Genomic DNA, 19933 nt, shown 5'->3' on the forward strand with positions numbered 1-19933 from the left:
ATGTGTGAGCTCTCTGGTTGGTTGGTGTGTTTGGTTGGGCTCCGGTCAACGCACGGACTTGACCTTCAGGAGGATGATGAGGCTTCCGAGGATGGCCAGGCCGGCACCGCTGAGGTAGAGGGCGGTGTAGTTCTTCTCGGCCCCGGCCGCCCCCAGGACGATGATGAACGGTGCCAGGAGGGGTGCTATTGCGCTGGGGATCCTTTGGGCGAATCCGACGACGGCCATGTAGCGTCCGGCCTGTGCCCGGTCGGGCAGGACGGCGAAGATGATGGCTCCGTCCACCGCGCTGAAGAGGGCGATCGCGCACTGCATGATGAGTGCCCCGATGAGCAGGCTGATGAAGGAGTGGGCGTAGGCCTCGGTGATGCCGCCGGCGAGGAAGAGCAGGCCGCCGAGGAAGGTGAACAGCTTGCGCCGCCGGAGTCGGTCCGAGAGGAAGCCGCCGGTGAGGGCGCCTGCGCTGGCTGCGACGATGCCGAGCATGCCGATCAGGGCGACGGTTCCTGCTACTTCCTTGATGGGAAGCCCCAGGCGCTGGGCATAGAAGAAGCTGCCGAACGTGGTATTGAAGTACAGGCCCATGAAGAAGATGAAGCGGCCCAGCCAGTTCCAGCCGAAGTCCGGGTACTTGCGGGGGCTGAACGTGTAGCTGGCCAGGAGGGCCTTGACGGTGACGGTGCTGTTGTGGACGATGCCCACGGAGCTGCCTTCGCGCTTGACGAGGGGAAAGAGCAGGACCAGCGCGAGGCCGACCAGGCCGGGGACCAGGAAGACGAGGAACGTGCTGGATGAGACCGAGTAGGCGATGCCGATGCCCAGCACGGGCGCGATCTGGGCGGAGAGGCCGCTGAGTGCGGAAATCTTGCCTCGCTGCTCCTCCGGAATGCGGTCGGCCTGCAGGTTCACGATGGCCTGTCCTGCCGCTGCCCAGCCAAAGAGGGCGAAGACCCACCCGAGGCCCACGAGAAGGACGGTGGGGGCTAGGGCGACCCCGATGAGTCCGAGGATTCCAAGGAGCGCGCCACCGAACATGAACGGGGAACGGCGGCCGAACCGCGAACGAAAACGGTCGCTCCAGACTCCGACCAGGGGGCTGGCGGCGATGGAGATGAACTGTGCGGTGCCGGCGACGTAGCCGAGAACCTCTTCGTGGCCCGGGGCGAGCTGGGAGATGCGGACCGCGAGTGAGTAGGACATCGGGACGATGAACGCCATCGAGACCCCGAAATTGGCCAGCGACATAAGGGCGAGGTAGCTGACGCTTGCCCTCTTGAGCGGTGGTGCCTCGACGTCGGGGACTCCGGCCGGGGGCGCTTCCTGGGAACCTGCGGCCGTGAGGACCGCGGATTCTGCCTCTTTCGGTGGTAGGTCTCCGTAGGTGGGCTTGACCATGATGACTCCTTTGTCTGGGTACGATGTGCTCGACTTTTTGGTGCGGCGGGGATTGGTGACTGGCGGGGTGGGGCGGCAGGCTTGCCACCGCCCACAACGGTGGGTTGCGGCTGGCTAGGAGCGCTGGGCGCCTGCGGGCGCGGACAGTGCCGGTTCCTGGATGAAATCGGGTGCTGCGGTCTCCTGCTGCTCGTCCAGCGCCGTGATTGACCCTGGCTTGCGGCCGTGGAGTCCCTGCCATCGCTCGCGCAGGGCGAAGGCGGCGGTCTTGGGCCTGCGGTCCCGGGTGAAGACGCCCTTCTTGTTGCCGTCCACGCGGTGGATCGCGGGGCCGGTGCCGAAGTCGGCGAAGTTCCAGACGTGTTCTCCGACAAATGACGGGATCCGGTCAAAGACGCGGTGGTTCATGGCGAGGAAGCCTGCTTGGAATTCCTCCGTCCACGGGGTGTCGAGGACGGAGTGGAGGCCGACGATGGTGTCGGCACCGTACTCGCTCATCATGATGGGCTTGCCGTACTTGGCGGCCCAGCCGCGCAGATCGGCCTCGAGGAGCTGTTCGGCGGTCTCAAGGTCACCGGTCGCGACGTACCAGCCGTAGTAGCGGTTGAGCGAGATGACATCGACGAGGTCCGCGAGGCGGTCGTTCTCGCACGTCGCGAAGATGACCGCCGTCGTCGTCACGGGACGGGTGGGGTCGAGCTCGCGGGTGAGCTCGATGAGCGGCTCGAAGTACTCCCGTGCCCCGTCCTCGTTGGAGGAGGGCTCGTTGGCGACGCACCACATGACGACGCTCGGATGGTTCTTGTCCCGGTCGATCAGCTCCCGCAGGTGCTGGGCGTGTGCAGCTTGTGTCTGGTCGTTGATCGTCTCCGGGGAGAAGGTGGGGCGCGGAGGCGCCCCGGTGAGGCCCGCCTCCACGGCGAGGTTGAGTCCGACGGCGGCGGTCTCGTCGATGACCACGATCCCGTGCCGGTCTGCGAACTCGATGACTTCTTCGGCGTAGGGGTAGTGGGAGGTTCGGAAGGAGTTCGCGCCCGTCCAGTCAAGGAGGTGGAAGTCGTGGACGAGATAGGCGTTGTCGTGTCCCTTGCCCCGGACCGCCGAGTCCTCGTGCTTGCCGAAGCCGGTGAAGTAGAACGGCTCGCCGTTGATGAGGAACTGCTCGCCATGGACGGCGACCGTTCGGATCCCGACCGGGAGTTCGTAGGCGTCGACGACGTGCCACCCGTCATGGATCTCGACCTCCAGGCGGTAGAGGTAGGCCGCGCCTGGCCTCCACAGCACGGCGTCATCGACCCGGAGCGTGCCGGAGTGTCCTTCGCCGGTGGCGACCGTGTTCCCTGTCTCGTCGATGAGCCGCACGCTCGCGGGAGCCGGGTCGCTGCTCGCCAAGCGGTAGGACACCAGCCCGGTGCCGCCGTCGACGACGTCGGTGGTCACCGTCACATCGGTGAGGTGGGACCGGGGAGTGCTGTAGAGCCAGACGGAGCGGGAGAGCCCGGCATAGTTGTAGAAGTCGTGGAAATACGTCTGCCGTTGCTGCCCGTCGGCGCCGACGGTCAGTTTCCCGGGCGGGATGGTGATGTTGGTGAGTCGGTTGTCGACGGCAACGGTGAGACGGAATTCCGTCCCGGGGGCTACCAGGTCTGTCAGGTCGGCTTCGAAGGGCGTGTAGCCGCCAATGTGCTCCGCCACCAGGGCGTCGTCGACGTAGACTGCGGCGGCGTGGGTTGCCGCGTCGAAGCGGAGCACCGTCCGTTGCTCCGACCAGCCGCGCGGTACGCGGACCGTGCGTTGGTACCAGACCAGGCCGACATGGTCGCGGATCTTCTGGTCGGCGAACAGGTCGTTGTAACTGGCCGGCACGGCCGCTTCCAAGCGGGTTTCGAGCCGTGACATCCAGGGTTCCGGAGGGAGCGTGTCGTCGAGGGCGAACAGCCACAGCCCGTCCAGGTTGACGAGTTCACGGGTGGCGGTTGCCAGGGGCTTCAACATCGAAGAGCTCCTTGGGGATCAGCGGGCGAGGGCGCTGAGCGCGCCGGACCGGGCGACGGATCCGAGCCAGGCGAGGCTCGGCTTGGGGGTGCGGACAAACGTTTCGCGGTCGACGCTCACCAGTCCGAATGTGGGCTCCCAGTGGCCCCATTCGTAGTTATCCAGGAGCGTCCAGTGCAGGTAGCCGCGGACATCGATGCCGTCCGCGATAGCCTCAGAGATGTGGACCAGTGCCTCGCTCGTGTATGCGATGCGGCGGGCATCGTCGGCCGTGGCGATCCCGTTCTCCGTGATGAGAATCGGGAGGCCGCCGGTGACTTCGGCAGTGTGCCGGATCGCGATGCCGATCGCGTCCGGGCGGTACGCGGTCCCGACAAGGGTGTTCTCAGAGCTGGCAGGGTGGGGCTCGATGCCATTTTCGTTCACCCATTGGCTGGAGTAGGACTGGACGCCCACGAAGTCATCGCCCGCCGATCCTTCGAGGTAGAGGTCTTCCCAGATGTATTCGAGTTCCCGTTTCTTCTCTTCAGCTCGCGGGCGTGCGACGAAGGCCCGGTTCGCGATCGTCCAGCCAACCTTGGCGTCCGTGCGGTCGCGGACAATGTCGCGGGCGGCACGGTGCGCCTCGACGAGGCGGGTGCCGATCTGCGGGTCCGGCGGCGGCAGCTGGGGCCGCGGGTCTTGATCTACGGTGGGGCTCTGCCAGTCCTGCCGGGCGTCGGGGGCGGCCGTCATCATCCGGCGCATCGTCGCCATCATGGCGAGCATGTTCGGTTCGTTCATCGTGGCCACCCAGGGGACGTCGCCCAGGATCGTGGTTGCCTCGGCCACATAGGATGTAAACCGCTCGATCGCCCTCTCGCCCAGCCACCCTCCCTCGTCGGCGAACCACTGCGGAGTGGTGAAATGGTTCAACGTCACCACGGGAGTTAGCCCGAGTCCGAGGGCGGTGTCGATCATCCGGCGGTAGTGGGCGAGCTCAGCACGGGAGAACCGGCCAGGCAGGGGCTCGATCCGGGCCCATTCGATGCCGAAGCGGTAGGCGTTGAGGCCCGCGTCGGCGAGGAGTCTCATGTCCTCGGCGTACCGGTGGTAGCTGTCGATGGCGTCGCCGCTGGGTTCCATGCCGGGGACGGTCTGCTCCTGGAGCCACCAGTCGCTGTTGATGTTGTTGCCCTCGATCTGGTGAGGCGCGGTGGAGGCGCCCCAGAGGAAGCCGGGTGGGAAGTTGTTCATAGCCGTCTCTCTTTCCCCGCGGCGCGGCCGCGGATTCGTAGTTAGTTCTGGATTCGTAGTTCTGGAAGATGCGGGTAAGGTACAGCCGCGGGCAGAGCGTCGGGTCCGCCGTCGACGTTCGGCGATCAACGGTTATGGAGGATCCTTCACTCCGAACCCCAGGAAGTGCTTTCGCCATGGCCGTGCCACACTTTGGATCGTTTCAATTTTGAGGGGGCTGATTGTCGCGGTTTTCGTCCCACGCTGATTGCCTGCCTAGGCGGCGGACCAGCCGCCATCGCTGGGCAGAATGGCGCCATTAACGTTGAGCGAGTCCTCGCTCAACAGCCAGGTAATCGCGGCGGCGAGCCTCTCCGCCTCCGCGACGGGAGAACCGATCGCGTGCATCAAAGGGAAAATCCGGCCGGCTGCGAATTCACTGCGGACCGCCGCTTCGATGTTCGTGGCAACCGCACCCGGCGCCACCGCGTTGGCCCGTACACCCTGGGGGCCGTAGATGAACGCCGTGCTCTTAGTCAGCCCGATGACCGCGTGCTTCGAGGCCGTGTAGGCGGCACCTGCGGCGGAACCGCGGAGAGCGGCTTCAGAGGCGACATTCACAATCGAGCCCCTTCCTGACGCGATCAGGAGCGGCAGGGCGCTGCGCGTCAGGCGCATCGGGGCGGTGACGTTGACGCGCATCACGCGCTCCCACGTCTCGTCGTCGAGCTCGGCGACCGGGAGGAAACCATCCATAATTCCAGCGATGTTCGCCAGCCCGTGGAGCTGCCCTCCGCAGGCGTCGGCAATCGCCTCGACCGTTCGGCTGTCGGAGACGTCACCGACGACGGCCCTGATGTCCGATCCCGGAAGGGATGCCTTGAGGTCGTCGAGCCGCTCGGCGACCACGTCGGAGACGACGAGCCGGGCGCCCTCTTCGGCGAGCCGAACGGCCGTGGCTCGTCCGATGCCGGAGCCGGCACCTGTGACGATGATGGTCTTTCCGGCGAACCGGTCTTCAATGGTCATGCTGATTCCTTTGGGTCGTTGCAGATGATCGCGGGTTCACGTCCCCGCGGTAACGGAGAACGGGTGTGGATCGGGAGGTGCTCAGATCGTGGCGATGAGATCTTCGATCTTCTTCTTCGTGTCCATGGCGGCCTCACCTGTGATGGCGCGGAAGGCCGCTGCGACTTCGTTGGCGAAGTCGAACGAGGGTTCCACGAGCCATTGCGCCCGCAGGCCGCTCCAAAGCGCCATCATCTGCCGTCCCGTGCCCATCGGGTCGAGGCCAGGACGTGCGCGCCCTTCGCTCTGGCGCCGCCTGACGGCCGCAGCGAAGGCGAGGATCGCGTTCGCGTTGTGCTTCTTCATGTACTGGTGCGCCGGGTGCTCCGGATTCGGGGCTTCCGCCTCGAGGGCGAGGAGGAGACGGACGGTACTCTCCTCCGTGAGCGCCAGGCGCGCCGTTCCCGCGGGATCCCAGTCGCCGGAAACCAGCTCGGCCGCCACGGACTCGGCCGTCATGCGCGAGCCGATTTCCTCGTCAGCGAGCTCCATGGCCGCGACCAAGACGTGGTCGCGGCTCGGGAAGTGGTAGATGAGCGCGGTCTCGCTCATGGCCGCCATCGATGCGACCTCTGCGGTGGTCAGGGCCTTGTGCCCCTTCTCGCGGATGATCTCCAGGGCGGCCCGGGCGACAGCGGCGCGCCTCTCTGCGGTCTTGGCGTAACGCCCTCGTGTCTTGGTGGCTTGTTCCATGTGATCCACGTTACGTGAATTCTGAAGAGACCACAATATATCTGGTCGATACAAGCTGAAATCTCCCAGATTCCCAACTTGTGTCGACTAAAAAGCTATATACGCTCTATTTTGTCCCAAAGATCTCTTGCCTCGCGGGGTTCAAGAGGGGCCCGGTCAAGGCTTTGCGAGGATCTGGGCGAGCTGCCCAGGATGCTCCCGGATTTCGTTTGCTTCTGATGGACGTCGGAACGTGCCATCCGCGAGAACGGGCGGCCAGTTCGGATATCGCCCAAGGTTGTCGGGTGCCCGACGCCCGAATGTCGGCCGTCTTGGAGTCGCGGCGGACAAGGTGTCAGCCTCGAAATGCGGTCCTCAGGCCTCTGGTCGCGGGACCGGTCCGGGCGGCCATTGTCTGGAACGCATTTGTCCAGGGCGCCTTCGGGAGTCCCGGCGATTTCGGCGTCGCTAACGTCCTTGCTGGAATTGCTTGGGGTTTGTGGGCGGTCGTTACCTGAGCAGATCGACGTCGGAGACAAGCTCAATATGGGTCAGCATCGCTTCGGCTGCTGCTTCGGGGTCCTGGGCCCGGATCGCATCTGCTATCTTGCGGTGGGAGGCCAGTGACTGCTCGGGTCGTCCCGGCTGTCCCAGCGATTCCAGGCGCGTCTCGAGGACCATTTCCGCGATGAAGGTCATGAGCTGTGCCATCACTGATGAATGCGCCGCGGCCGTGACCGCCTGATGGAAAAGTTCGTCGCCATGCAGACCTTTGCCTCCGTTGGCAATCTCATCGGCCATCACCTGCAGCGCAGAGTCGATTGCCTCCATCTCGGCCTCGGTCCGCCTGAGCGCGGCGAGCCCGGCGAGTTTCACTTCGAGGGTGCTCCGGGCCTCGACGATCTCGGGAAGCCTGTTTCTATGTTCCCTGAGGCTTTTGATCACCGTGGCGATGCTGGGCCGATACACGAGGACGGCGCCGGTGCCGTGCTGCACGTCGATAACGCCCAGAACCTCCAACGCCACAAGTGCCTGGACGAGGGTGGCCCTGGATACTCCCAGTCGCTCGGCCAGATCCCGCTCGGCGGGCAACAGATCACCCGGACCAAGCTGGGCAGACTCGATGTAGCCAAGAAGCTGCGTCACGAGCTGTTCGTACAGGCGGGGTCTGGAAACGCGCGCCAACGGATCAGTCGGTGCATTTTGACGCACCCATGCCTCCTCACCTAGTCCTCTGATTTCACGGCGTGCACGATGGTGCCGGTGAAGGCGGACGGCACGCCACTCAATGAACTCCCCGGCTTCGCCAACCGCCCGCACGCCTATGTGAAGCTGTGGCGCCACCACGCGGCCCAGGGGCAGGCTGACCGCATCAACGCTCTGGCTACCGAGCTCGGCGAGACCTGGCTGCCGCGCTATGGCGGGCTGATTTCCTCGGAGTGGGAGTTTGCGAAGGGCCTCCAGCTGCTGGAGGAGGACCCGGACGCGTATGCGGCGATGGACCACTGGGTGGAGGCCGCGGACTGGATCGTCTGGCAGTTGTGCGGGAACTACGTCCGGAACGCCTGCACCGCGGGGTACAAGGGCATCTACCAGGACGGCGCCTACCCGTCCGCGGAGTTCCTTGCCGCCCTGAACCCGGACTTCAAGGACTTCGTGGGCACCAAGCTCGAACACCCGATCGGCCGGCTGGGCGATGCCGCGGGTTACCTGACGGCCGAAGCCGCCGGGTGGACGGGCCTGCGCGAGGGCATCGCCGTCGCGGTCGGGAACGTGGACGCCCACGTCACCGCGCCGGCGGCCCGCGCCGTGGAACCGGGACAGCTCGTCGCGATCATGGGAACGTCCACCTGCCACGTCATGAACGGCACCGAACTGCGCGAGGTGCCGGGCATGTGCGGCGTGGTCGACGGCGGGATCGTCGACGGGCTCTGGGGTTACGAGGCCGGCCAATCCGGCGTGGGCGACATCTTCGGCTGGTTCACCAAATACGGCGTCCCGCCCGAATACCACGAGGCCGCAGCCCGGCAGAGGCTCGGCATCCACGAATACCTCACCGAACTCGCTTCTCGCCAGGCGATCGGTGAGCACGGGCTCATCGCCCTGGACTGGCACTCGGGCAACCGTTCCATCCTGGTGGACCATGAACTCTCCGGCGTGATCGTGGGGCAGACCCTGGCAACGCGCCCGGAGGACATTTACCGGGCGCTGCTGGAGGCCACGGCCTTCGGCACCCGCACCATCGTGGACGCTTTCCGGGACTCCGGAGTCCCGGTGAAGGAATTCATCGTGGCTGGCGGGCTCCTGAAGAACAAGCTGCTGATGCAGATCTACGCCGACATCACGGGGTTGCCGCTCTCCACCATCGGCTCCACCCAGGGTCCTGCGCTGGGTTCGGCCATCCACGCTGCCGTCGCCGCGGGGGAGTATCTGGATATCCGGGAAGCAGCGGCCGCCATGGGATCCGAACCGGGCGCCGTCTACACGCCGATCCCGGAAAACGTCGCCGCCTATGAGGAACTGTTCCGCGAATACCGGACTCTGCACGATTACTTCGGCAGAGGAGCGAACGAGGTCATGCACCGGCTGAAGAAGATCCAGCGGAACGCCGTTGTGTCAGTCACTGCAGGACCGCTTCTCACGGCGGGGGTTACCGCATGAGCGCGTTGCTGGACGCTATTGCCCGGATCCGGGCCGAGGTGTGCGCGCTACATGCCGAACTGACCCGTTATGAGCTGGTGGTCTGGACCGCGGGCAATGTCTCGGCCCGCGTCCCGGGGCATGACTTGATGGTCATCAAACCCTCGGGGGTTTCCTACGACGAGCTCGCGCCCGACCTCATGGTGGTCACTGACCTCTACGGCACTCCGGTCAAAGCAATCTGCACCGGTCAGGAAATCGTGGAGTGGGGCAATCCGGACCTTTCGCCGTCGTCGGACACCGCCGCTCACGCCTATGTCTACCGGAACATGCCCGACGTCGGCGGAGTGGTCCACACGCATTCCACCTACGCCACGGCCTGGGCCGCGCGTGGGGAGCCGATCCCGTGCGTGCTGACCATGATGGGCGACGAATTCGGCGGCACCATCCCCGTGGGCCCGTTCGCGCTGATCGGTGACGACTCGATCGGCCGCGGCATCGTTGAAACTCTGCAGGCCTCCCATTCCCCGGCGGTCCTGATGCAGAACCACGGCCCCTTCACCATCGGCAAGGACGCCCGTGCAGCCGTCAAGGCCGCCGTCATGTGCGAAGAAGTAGCCAAGACGGTCCACATTTCCCGCCAGCTCGGTGAACCGCTGCCCATCGACGCGGGCCAGATCGAATCCCTCTACGACCGGTACCAGAACGTCTACGGCCGGTAACACGGCCTGCTGCTAGACCTTCAAACCCACGAGCTTCTCAAGGAGAAACCCATGCCCAACGCCCACAACACCTCTCTCAAACACTACGAAGTCTGGTTCCTCACCGGCAGCCAGCACCTCTACGGCGAAGACGTCCTCAAGCAGGTGGCCGCGCAGTCCCAGGAGATCGCCGCCGCCCTGAATGCGTCCTCCGATGTTCCGGTCAAGATCGTCTGGAAGCCGGTGCTCACGGACTCGGACGCCATCCGCCGCACCGCGCTCGAAGCGAACTCCGACGATGCCGTGATCGGCGTGACCGCCTGGATGCACACCTTCAGCCCGGCCAAGATGTGGATCCAGGGACTGGACCTCCTCCGCAAGCCCCTCCTGCACCTGCACACCCAGGCGAACGCGGCCCTGCCCTGGGCGGACATCGATTTCGATTTCATGAACCTGAACCAGGCAGCCCACGGCGACCGCGAATTCGGGTACATCCAGTCCCGGCTCGGCGTGCCGCGCAAGACGGTCGTCGGGCACGTGACCAACCCCGAGGTCACCCGCCAGGTCGGAGTCTGGCAGCGCGCCGCCGCCGGCTGGGCCGCCGTCAGGTCCCTGAAGCTGACCCGCTTCGGGGACAACATGCGCAACGTCGCCGTCACCGAAGGGGACAAGACCGAAGCCGAGCTGCGCTTCGGCGTCTCGGTCAACAGTTGGTCCGTCAACGAACTCGGCGAGGCCGTGCACGGCGCGCCGGAGTCCGACGTCGACGCCCTCGTCGCCGAGTACGAGCGCCTCTACGAGGTCGCACCGGAACTGCGCGCCGGGGGAGCCCGGCACGAGTCGCTGCGCTACAGCGCCCGGATCGAACTCGGTCTCCGGTCCTTCCTGGAGGCGAACGGCTCGGCCGCGTTCACGACGTCGTTCGAGGACCTGGGCGCGTTGCGCCAACTTCCCGGGATGGCCGTGCAACGGCTCATGGCCGACGGATACGGCTTCGGCGCCGAGGGCGACTGGAAGACCGCGATCCTGGTCCGGGCCGCCAAGGTCATGGGCGCCGGACTGCCCGGCGGCGCTTCCCTCATGGAGGACTACACCTACCACTTGACCCCGGGGGAGGAGAAGATCCTCGGCGCGCACATGCTCGAGGTCTGCCCCTCCCTGACCGCGACCAAGCCGCGCGTGGAGATCCACCCGCTGGGCATAGGCGGCAAGGAAGACCCCGTCCGCATGGTCTTCGACACCGACGCCGGACCTGGCATCGTCGTCGCGCTCTCGGACATGCGCGACCGCTTCCGCCTCGTGGCGAACGCCGTCGACGTCGTGGACCTCGACGAACCGCTGCCCAACCTGCCGGTCGCCCGGGCCTTGTGGTCGCCCAGGCCCGACTTCGCCACCTCCGCCGCCGCGTGGCTCACCGCCGGTGCCGCGCACCACACCGTCCTCTCCACGCAGGTGGGCATGGACGTCTTCGAGGACTTCGCCGAGATCGCCCGGACCGAATTGCTCACCATCGACGAAGGCACCACCATCCGCCAGTTCAAGAAGGAACTCGCCTGGAACGCCGCCTACTACAAACTCGCCGGCGGGCTGTGAGCTGGATGGAACACGGCTAGTTGTCCTGTGACGGACTAGTTGAGCGGCGTGGGAACCGTCGGGGAATAGGCGGACGAGTCCCCCTGGATCGACTGGCTCGGCTTGCCTTCCACGCCCACAGGGATGTCGCCGGCAATGGTCACGCGGTTGAGCTTGCGGGGCTGGCCGTCGTAGTTGTCCGGGGCGTAGTGCTGGGTGATGCGGTTGTCGAAGAGCACCAGCTGGTTCGGTTCCCAGTTCACGCGCACCACGTTCTCCGGACGGGTGACGTAGGCCTGCAGCAAGCGGATGATGTCCTTCGACTCCGTGTTCGAAAGCCCCACGATCCGCAGGCGCTGCGCGAATCCCCCAATGAACAATCCGCGCTCGCCGGTCAGGGGATGGACACGCACCACCGGGTGGGCGGTTTCGAATTTGATGCGGGTGAATTCCTTGCGGCGCTCGTCGGCATTCTCATGTTCCAGGTTCTTGGGCACCGAGTAGTCGTAATCGTTGGTGTGGATGGCCCAGAGGGTGTCCGCGAAGTTGCGGAGTTCGTCCGGCAGGTCTGCGTATGCTCCCGCCGATGAAGCAATCAGGGTTTCACCTCCATACGAGGGGAGATCGATGCTGCGCAGGGTGGATGCCTGGGGCGGGTTGACCACGAACGTGACGTCGGTGTGCCAATTGTTGGCGGAACCGTTTTCACTGTCCACGGGGAGCACGTTCTCTTCGCCCTCCACGGAGGCCACGGTCGGATGCGCAGTGGTGAGCGGACCGAAGTGGCTGGCGAACTTCACTTGGGCCTGGTCGCTGAGAATGTTGGCCTCTCGGAAGACGAGGGCCTTGTGCTCGTTGAGTGCGGCCCGGATCTGCCCCACGGTATCCGGGGAGAGATCGCCGCTGAGGTCGAAGCCGCGGATTTCGGCGCCGATGCGGGAGCCGAGTTTGGCGAATTCCAGCTTGGTTTCGGTAATGACGGACATTTTTTGTTCCTTTTCTGTGATGACTTACTGGATGGTGTGACTTTTTGGATGGACGGAACTGGAGCGGTGGTCAGGCAGAACCGGACCCGACGGCGGTCCGCCAACGGGAGAAGTGCCGTTCCAGGGCGACGAGGAGGAAATTCACGGCCAAGCCCAAAAGGGACACCGTGAGGATCCCGGCGTACATGTCCGGGATGAGGAAACTGCTCTGGGCGTTCACGATCAAGTAGCCGAGTCCGGCCTTTGCACCCACCATTTCGGCGGCAATCAACACCAAAATGGAGGCTGTGCCGGCCATCCGGATACCGGTAAAAATGGTGGGCACCGCCGAGGGCAGGATCACCTTGCGGAACAGCGCCAGGCTCGAGAGGCCGAGCGACTTCGCGGCCCGGATGAGGAGCGGATCCACGGTCTTCACGCCCGCAATCGTGTTCAGCAGCACAGGGAAGAACGCCGCGTACGCCACGATGCTGATCTTGGACTCCTCGCCGATTCCCAGCAGCAGCGTGAAGACAGGCAGCAGGGCAAGCGCGGCCGTGTTCCGGAAGAGTTCCAGGACAGGGTTGAGCACAGAATTGAGGCGTCGGTACCAGGCGATCAGCAAACCGAGTGACACCCCGGCCACGAGGGCCGCGCCGAATCCCGTCACGGAGCGGGTGAGGCTCGCGGCCAAATGCCCCTGGATGGTGCCGGATTGGAACAATTTGCCCCATGCTGCCAGGACCTCGTGCAAAGGCGGCAGGAAGACCCGCGTGGACGGGCTTGCCAGATACGTCGGCCCTAGTTCCCAGAGGGCCAGGAAAGCAAGAATCCCAGCGGCCTTCCAGACGCCGGAACCGGCGCGGGCGGCCGCGGCCCGCAGAAAAGCGAGCGCCGCCGTCGTGCTTCGACGCTCCCTCTCCGCGGGGATGGAGTGCCCGACGGCGGCTGCCTCCTTAGGTGCGGCGCTCGCCGCGGGCTGTGGCGCGAGTGTTGTGGTCATCAGGCTGCGCTCCTTTCAAGTGTCGTTTCCGGGACTTCATCTGGGGCCTGGCCGTCCGGCAGGATCTTGCGGTGGCCGGCATCCTGGGCCAGCCGGACCTCGTCGTGAAGCAACGTCCAGACCTTGTGCCGTTGCTCGACGAAGGCGGGATGCGAGCGGATGTCGTCCTCGCCGTCGCGATCCGGAATATCTACGTCCACGATTTCCTTGAGCCGTCCGGGCCGGGCGCTTAAGACGGCGACGCGCTGCCCCAGGTACACGGCCTCGTCGATGCCATGGGTGATGAAGACAATCGTCTTGCCCGTTGCCCGCCAGATCCGCAGGAGCTCGTCCTGGAGCTGTTCACGCGTCTGGGCATCCAAAGCGGCGAAAGGTTCGTCCATGAGCAGCACATCGGGCTGATACGCGAGGCTCCTGGCTATGGCGACGCGCTGTTTCATGCCGCCTGAGAGCTCATGTGGGAAACGGTCCTCGAAGCCGGCCAAGCCAACCAGGTTGAGGTACTCGCTAGCCTTGGCCCCACGTTCGCAGCGATTGAGCTTGCGCCCATCCGGGCCCTTGCCTTCGAGCCCGATCGACACGTTGGCCGACGCCGTTCGCCAGGGAAACAAGGCGTACTGCTGGAAAACCACGGCACGGTCCTTCCCGGGCCCCGTCACCGGCTGGCCGTCCACCAATACCTCGCCGGAGGTGGGCGTGGACAGGCCAGCCAGAAGGTCCAGCAAGGTGGTCTTGCCGGAACCACTTGGCCCCACCAGGGTGAGGAATTCGCCGTCGCGCACATCGAGGCTCAGGGAGTCAAGGGCGGTCAGAGTGGTGGGTTCTTTTGTGCTGGCCCTGGAGCCTCTGGCCGGGCGGACGGTGAATTGCTTGGTGACGCTGCGGAGGCTGATTTTGGCGTTCATCACTACCCCTTCTTCGTTGTCGCGAGATCGTTGAACTTGTTGGTGTAGTACTTCGACGGCGTGAGATCGTTCTTGACGATCCCCGAGCTCTTCAGCCATGCAGACCAGCGGGTGAAGTCCTCGTCCTTGATCACGCCGTTGTCCGGCACGCCGGGGCTCTTCCAGTACTGCAGGTTCGCGGTGCTCTCATTGCGTCCGCGGGCGTCGATGATCTTCTTGAAGCGCGCGATCACTTCCTCGCGCGGGGTCTCGGTCTCCCACTTGATGGCCTTGGCCACGCCCGTGGCGAAGGTCCGCGCGGTGTTGGGGTTCTTTTCGATGAACTCGTTGCGGAGCACGATCTGTCCGCCGGCGAAGGTGCCGAAGAGTTCGTAGTCGTTGAAGAGCGAGCGCAGCCCGCCGGCGGAGACGGCATGGTCCTGCAGGACGCCTCCCAAAGTTCCGACATCCACTTGACCCCGGCGGACGGCTTCCTCCGTGTCGTTGGGCGCCAGCGGGACAAGCTGTACTTGCTTGATTTCGTCCTGGCTGAGGCCGTTCTTGCTGAGATAGCCGTTGATGACGGCTTCGGCATGGGCGCCCAAGGTGTTGACGGCGATCTTCTTGCCGATGAGGTCCCGGGCGGATTTGATGGGGCTGTCCGCCTTGACGTAGAAGCCGTTGAAGGTCTTCGCGTCTTCGCCGTAGTAGTTGACGACGGCGGTCACCGGGGCACCTGCCTCGATCAGCTTCACCACGGCTCCGGCAAACGCACCGCCGAAGTCGGTCTGGTTGGTAGCCGCCGATTGGATGTCCTGCGGACCGCTGGTGGTGTTGCCAACCCAGTTGAGTTTGATGTCACCCAGATAGCCGAGGTCCGCCGCCAGTTCGGGGAGGCCGACGCTGTTTGCCGAACCCTGGTAGCGGAGTTCTTTGACCTCCGATTGGCCTCCTGCTTGGTCTCCTGCTTGGGCATTGCCGCCGCAGCCGGTCACCGTCAGCGCAAGGACGACGGCGGCCGCGACGCTTAGCAGGGGCTGGTGCAGTTTCATGGGAGCTACTTTCTGGGGTAATGGATGTCGTTGGTCCGGACTTGGTCTGGGGTAGATGACGGTTATCCGGTAGACCGAACTGCCGGTGGGAACGATGTAAGCGCATCTCCACTGGGCAGGGGAAGCCCCGCAGTAATGCCCGGAAACGCCGGGAAACAGGGGGAAATCCGGCGAAATGCCTCGCAACTCCGGGCAATGCGGAGACACAGTCCGCTGCGCGTTCCAAGGCGTCATAAGTAGCCCGGTTTCGTCCGGTTTAGCTTCCATTGCGGGGTGCTGGCCAACGCGGTGGGGACCGTGCTTAGGTGGGGCCCTCCCCTCAAACCCAACCTGACATCCAAGGAGCACCTCCATGAGTTCGCCGAATTTCAGTTCCCCGGTTTCTAGTTCCGCCCAGCGCACCCTCCACCTCAACGCGTTTTTGATGAGCACCGGCCACCACGAGGCCTCGTGGCGGCTGCCCGAAAGCGATCCGCGCTCCAACACCAATGTGGAGCACTACAAGCTGCTGGCCCGCACCGCTGAACGCGGCAAACTGGACTCCATCTTCTTCGCCGATTCGCCGGTCCTCTTCGGCGAGGTGGGCCGCCGTCCGGCCGGGAAGCTTGAGCCCACCGCGCTCCTGACCGCCATCGCCGGCGCCACGGACCACATCGGGCTGATCGCCACCGCCTCCACCACCTACAACGAGCCGTTCAACCTGGCCAGGCGCTTCGCGTCCGTGGACTGGGTCAGCGGCGGTCGCGCAGGGTGGAACGTGGTCACCACTGCCGGGCCCGACGCCGCCCGCAACTTCGGCGTGGACGACCAGCCCGCCCACGCGGTCCGGTACGAGCGTGCCGCCGAGTTCATCGAGGTAGCCCAGAAGCTCTGGGACAGCTGGGAGGACGACGCCGTCCTTGCGGACAAGGCTGCCGGCGTCTGGGCCGACTCGGAGCGGATCCGCACCGTCGACCACGAAGGGAAGCACTTCAAGGTCCGCGGCCCACTCAACGTGCCCCGCCCACCGCAAGGGCACCCCCTCATCGTCCAGGCCGGCTCCTCGGAGAATGGCAAGGACCTCGCGGCCCGGTACGCCGACGCCGTGTTCACCGCCCACCAGACCCTCGCCGACGCGCAGGACTTCTATCGGGACCTCAAAGCCCGCACCGCCGCCGCGGGACGTGATCCGGAAACCATCAAGATCCTTCCCGGCATCGTTCCGGTCATCGGGGCCACCGAGGAGGAGGCCCGGGCGCTGGAACGGGAACTGGACCGGCTGATCAAGCCCGAATACGCGCGGATCCAACTGGCAAAGACCTTGCGCGTCGCCCCCGAGGACCTGCCCCTTGACCGCCAGCTGCCGGACAACCTGCCCGGCGAAGACGAGATAGAAGGAGCCAAGAGCCGCTACACACTGATCGTCCAACTCGCGCGCCGGGAGAAGCTCACCGTCCGGGAACTGATCGGGCGCCTGGGCGGCGGCCGGGGTCACCGGACCTTCACCGGCACCCCGGTCCAGGTGGCGGACGCCATCCAGGAATGGTTCGACGGCGGCGCCGCGGACGGTTTCAACATCATGCCGCCCGTGCTGCCCTCGGGGCTCGAGACATTCGTGGACCAGGTGGTCCCCATCCTGCAGGACCGCGGCCTGTTCCGCACCGAATACGCCGGCCGGACGCTGCGGGAACACTACGGCCTGGAGCGCCCCGCGAATCTCTACGCGGGCACCGTCGCGCCCGCACTGACGTCTATCGGGTCGGCGCTGTAGTGGTCCGGCAGCTCGCTTCCCTTCCTTTCATCTGCCTGGAGTCTCGCCCCGGGAGTGGTTGAGCTTTTCGGTCTTTCGGGCGGTGAGGTAAAGGCGGTGGGCGGTGATGACCACCACGAGCCAGGCGGCGCCGAGGGTCCAGGCCGCCAGGACATCGGTGAGCCAGTGGTGGCCCAGGAACACTCGGCTTAGGCCGATTGTCAGTGCGAAGAGGGCCGCTGCGGTCACTGTCCAGGCGCGGGCCCGGCGGGAGCGGAAACGCAGGATGATCACGTAGGCGATGATTCCGGCGATCACGAACGAGTTCAGCGAATGCCCGCTGGGAAACGAGGGGGAATACTCGTAGGGAGGCACGGCGTCGCTGAGCGGGGGCCGGGCACGGCCGAAGAGTTGCTTGCCGGCGATGGTCATTGACAGGGAGCCGGCCGCGGCCGTCACGATAAGGATCGCCGGGGTCCAGGAGCGGCGCCGGAGGACCAGCACGGCGGTGGCGGTCACGGCCAGGATCGGCATCCCGATTCCTCCGCCCAGATCGGTGTAGGCAGTGGCAGCGGCGTCCAGCGCGGGGCTGCGCATGGTCTTCGCTGCCTCCAGGACCGGGTGGTCCAAGGCGGCCACGCCATCTGCTTCTGTCACCGCCTCGTACACCCAGCCGGTCGTGAAGGCCAGCAGTGATGCGACTATGGCTCCGGCGGCTAGGATCAGGATCAGCACACCGTACGGGCCGAGACGGGCGCTGAGGCGTTGTGCGCGGGCGGCGAGCCACCTGCCGGCGGGGGTCTTCCACCGGGCCAGATCAGTGTTCCCGACGAACCGGTCGTCGGCGAGTTCGCCGTTGCCCCCGGCTGACTCCTGGTCTGACGTGCCTTGCGGGTGAACACCCATGGTCTTCCGCCTTACATCGCGCACATGTTTGATCAGTAAGCTTACCTTTCCGCGTTACCGGGGAGTCTCCGCGGCGGATGATCCTGCAGTCCCGCGCGCCTACGACCTGGGCGGTGGCATGAGCCGGAGCAGTCGTAGGCTATTTGGAGACCGGACACTGGCGGCCTGGCCTCGGCCCCCGAAAGGAGAACTGAGTGGACAGCGATGCTGGTATGTGGTTCCTGAGCCGCGCTGAACGGGGGAATCTGGCCACAGACGTTCACGCGGGCGGTGCCGGATCGCCATCCTGGTCGCAGGGAAACCTTGTGCGGCCCCTGATTCATGGTGCGACGTACTTCGCCCGACTGCATGAGGAGCTGAGCGTGCTGCAGGCGGGAGACCGCGTGTGGTTCACCGACTGGCGGGGCGATGCCGACGAGCGGCTGTTGGCGGACGGACCGTCGATCGGAGAATTGCTTGCGGGGTTGGCCCGCGCTGGGGTGGAAGTGCGGGGCCTTGTCTGGAGATCCCACGGAGAGCGCCTATCGGCCCCGATGAGCGGCCGATCAAACGAGCTCCTGAGTCGTATGATCAACGACGCCGGCGGAGAGGTGCTGTTGGATCAGCGTGTGCGCCCGTTCGGCTCCCACCACCAGAAAATGTTCGTCATCCGCCGTCGCGACGATCCGTCACGGGACGTCGCGTTCGTTGGCGGGCTCGACCTTTCCCACAGCCGTCGAGACGACGCCGACCACGCGGGAGACCCGCAAGCGGTGACCATGGATTCCCGGTACGGGAAACGACCCCCGTGGCACGACGCCGCGCTTGAACTGCGTGGCCCCGTGGTCGCAGATGTGCTGGCAGTGTTCGCTGAACGGTGGAACGACCCCCATCCCTTGGACCGACGCACTCCGTACCGGATGCTGCTGCAACGTCTTGCCCGAATGCCCCGGCACCCCGAACCGCTCCCGGCCACTGCACCGCCACCACCACCGGCGGGCCCTCACTCCGTGCAGCTGCTGCGCACCTACGGGGTGAAACGTCCTCCGTTCCCTTTCGCACCCGAAGGGGAACGCAGCGTTGCCCGAGGCTACGCGAAAGCCTTCGCCCGCGCCCGCTCGCTGATCTATATCGAGGACCAGTACCTGTGGTCGACAGAAGTCGCAGCCGGAATCGCAGCGGCCCTCGAACGGAGCCCCGACTTGAACGTGATCGCCGTCCTGCCCCGCTACCCCGACTCCGATGGCCCTCTAGCAGGGCCGCCTAGCCGGATCGGGCAACTGCGCGCCCTCAGAATGCTGCGCCGGGTTGCACCCGGAAGGGTCGGCGTATTCGATCTGGAGAACAGCTCCGGAACTCCGATCTACGTCCACGCCAAGATCTGCATCATCGACGACACCTGGTTTACCTGTGGCTCGGACAACTTCAACCGCCGGTCCTGGACTACCGACAGCGAGCTCACCTGCGCCGTTCTCGACACCACTGCCTGCAACGGGGAACCGCCCGGCACGGACAACGGCCACGACCCTGCCCGGCCGTTGGCCCACAGGCTCCGGCTCGAACTCTGGGCCGAACACCTGGGCTTGGACCAGAACGATCCCCAACTCCAGGACCCTGCCCCTGGGCTCAAACTTTGGAACAGCACCGCAGACGCTCTCGACCAGTGGCACGAAACCGGGCGCCGCTCGCCTCGTCCCACCGGACACGTGCGCCACCACATCCCAGAACCCGTGTCGTCCCTCCAACGTCTATGGGCCAATCCGATCAGCCGCCTCGTCGTGGACCCGGATGGCCGCCCGCGCCGGCTCCGCGGCACCACCCAGTTCTAGGCAAGCAACTGTGACGGAGTGGGTCGCCGGGGTTCGGGGCGACATGATCAGGAACCGAGCGGGGTCTCCCGGCTTGAGTGTGTGCACCGGTTAGCGCCGGTATTGGTGTTTGCCGAGGGACCGGCCGAGACTTCCGCGGCTGCTTGGCATCTCGTTGTGGAAGATGACCGCACCTTGGGCGATGTCCGGGTCCTGATTGACCATGTTCGGGCGGGCGTGGTGCCGTGAGTGTTTGTCGGTCCAGTACGCGTAACTCATGCCAACCACCAGGGTGGCGATGAGTGAAGACGACACCCAAGGCGCCTGCCACAGTCAACTGAAGCCAGGT

16 protein-coding genes and 1 pseudogene are annotated in these 19933 nt (G+C 65.5%); 5 read left to right on the forward strand and 12 right to left on the reverse strand.

Annotated features, from left to right (window positions below; genetic code table 11):
- Positions 1-45 precede the first annotated feature (45 nt).
- The 6 genes from LFT43_RS03285 to LFT43_RS03310 all read right to left on the reverse strand — a co-directional run bounded on the left by LFT43_RS03285 (position 46) and on the right by LFT43_RS03310 (position 7557).
- Positions 46-1395, reverse strand: coding sequence for an MFS transporter (locus tag LFT43_RS03285; RefSeq protein WP_395801126.1), 1350 nt, complete (start codon positions 1393-1395; stop codon positions 46-48).
- 114 nt (positions 1396-1509) lie between these two features.
- A complete protein-coding gene (gene uidA / locus LFT43_RS03290) occupies positions 1510-3390 on the reverse strand; it encodes a beta-glucuronidase (protein ID WP_395801127.1) in 1881 nt (626 codons plus the stop codon).
- Between the two features lie 18 nt (positions 3391-3408).
- On the reverse strand, positions 3409-4626 hold the full coding sequence (locus LFT43_RS03295; RefSeq protein WP_395801128.1) for a glycoside hydrolase family 1 protein: 1218 nt from the start codon (positions 4624-4626) through the stop codon (positions 3409-3411).
- A gap of 255 nt (positions 4627-4881) precedes the next feature.
- A complete protein-coding gene (locus LFT43_RS03300) occupies positions 4882-5634 on the reverse strand; it encodes an SDR family NAD(P)-dependent oxidoreductase (protein WP_395801129.1) in 753 nt (250 codons plus the stop codon).
- An 81-nt stretch (positions 5635-5715) separates the two neighbouring features.
- On the reverse strand, positions 5716-6366 hold the full coding sequence (locus tag LFT43_RS03305; RefSeq protein WP_395801130.1) for a TetR/AcrR family transcriptional regulator: 651 nt from the start codon (positions 6364-6366) through the stop codon (positions 5716-5718).
- A 489-nt stretch (positions 6367-6855) separates the two neighbouring features.
- The gene (locus LFT43_RS03310) at positions 6856-7557 is read right to left on the reverse strand and encodes a FadR/GntR family transcriptional regulator (RefSeq protein ID WP_395801131.1); all 702 of its coding nucleotides are present in this window, start codon (positions 7555-7557) and stop codon (positions 6856-6858) included.
- Between the two features lie 18 nt (positions 7558-7575).
- On the opposite strand from LFT43_RS03310, the pseudogene araB reads away from it, so the two are divergent.
- The 3 genes and pseudogenes from araB to araA form a co-directional block, all read left to right on the forward strand.
- Positions 7576-9006 (forward strand): annotated as a pseudogene (gene araB / locus LFT43_RS03315) (ribulokinase); the annotation flags it as partial.
- Positions 9003-9707, forward strand: a complete 705-nt coding sequence (locus LFT43_RS03320; protein ID WP_395801132.1) for an L-ribulose-5-phosphate 4-epimerase — start codon at positions 9003-9005, stop codon at positions 9705-9707. The pseudogene araB and the gene LFT43_RS03320, both read left to right, overlap by 4 nt.
- Positions 9708-9758: 51 nt before the next feature.
- Entirely contained in the window at positions 9759-11279 is a 1521-nt protein-coding gene (gene araA, locus LFT43_RS03325; protein ID WP_395801133.1) for an L-arabinose isomerase, read from the forward strand.
- 35 nt (positions 11280-11314) lie between these two features.
- Here the strand turns inward: araA and LFT43_RS03330 are convergent, their stop codons facing one another.
- From LFT43_RS03330 to LFT43_RS03345, 4 genes are all read right to left on the reverse strand, one after another.
- A complete protein-coding gene (locus LFT43_RS03330) occupies positions 11315-12244 on the reverse strand; it encodes a TauD/TfdA dioxygenase family protein (RefSeq protein WP_395801134.1) in 930 nt (309 codons plus the stop codon).
- Between the two features lie 70 nt (positions 12245-12314).
- Positions 12315-13226, reverse strand: a complete 912-nt coding sequence (locus LFT43_RS03335; RefSeq protein WP_395801135.1) for an ABC transporter permease — start codon at positions 13224-13226, stop codon at positions 12315-12317.
- Positions 13226-14131: an ABC transporter ATP-binding protein gene (locus LFT43_RS03340; RefSeq protein WP_395801136.1), complete on the reverse strand. Its 906-nt coding sequence runs from the start codon at positions 14129-14131 to the stop codon at positions 13226-13228. The genes LFT43_RS03335 and LFT43_RS03340 overlap by 1 nt, the downstream gene beginning before the upstream one ends.
- A gap of 2 nt (positions 14132-14133) precedes the next feature.
- Positions 14134-15162 carry an ABC transporter substrate-binding protein gene (locus tag LFT43_RS03345; protein ID WP_395801137.1) on the reverse strand — a complete coding sequence of 343 codons (1029 nt, stop codon included), beginning with the start codon at positions 15160-15162 and terminating at the stop codon, positions 14134-14136.
- 352 nt (positions 15163-15514) lie between these two features.
- Between LFT43_RS03345 and LFT43_RS03350 the strand changes: the two genes are divergently transcribed.
- On the forward strand, positions 15515-16912 hold the full coding sequence (locus LFT43_RS03350) for an LLM class flavin-dependent oxidoreductase (RefSeq protein ID WP_395801138.1): 1398 nt from the start codon (positions 15515-15517) through the stop codon (positions 16910-16912).
- Between the two features lie 27 nt (positions 16913-16939).
- On the opposite strand, the gene LFT43_RS03355 is transcribed toward LFT43_RS03350, so the two are convergent.
- Positions 16940-17797 carry a phosphatase PAP2 family protein gene (locus tag LFT43_RS03355; protein ID WP_395801139.1) on the reverse strand — a complete coding sequence of 286 codons (858 nt, stop codon included), beginning with the start codon at positions 17795-17797 and terminating at the stop codon, positions 16940-16942.
- A 194-nt stretch (positions 17798-17991) separates the two neighbouring features.
- Between LFT43_RS03355 and LFT43_RS03360 the strand changes: the two genes are divergently transcribed.
- On the forward strand, positions 17992-19605 hold the full coding sequence (locus LFT43_RS03360; RefSeq protein ID WP_395801140.1) for a phospholipase D-like domain-containing protein: 1614 nt from the start codon (positions 17992-17994) through the stop codon (positions 19603-19605).
- Between the two features lie 90 nt (positions 19606-19695).
- Here LFT43_RS03360 and LFT43_RS03365 read toward each other — a convergent pair whose 3' ends face one another.
- On the reverse strand, positions 19696-19899 hold the full coding sequence (locus tag LFT43_RS03365) for a hypothetical protein (RefSeq protein ID WP_395801141.1): 204 nt from the start codon (positions 19897-19899) through the stop codon (positions 19696-19698).
- Positions 19900-19933 lie beyond the last annotated feature (34 nt).

The sequence above is a fragment of the Arthrobacter sp. FW306-04-A genome (genome assembly GCF_044358315.1).
Lineage (GTDB): Bacteria > Actinomycetota > Actinomycetes > Actinomycetales > Micrococcaceae > Arthrobacter.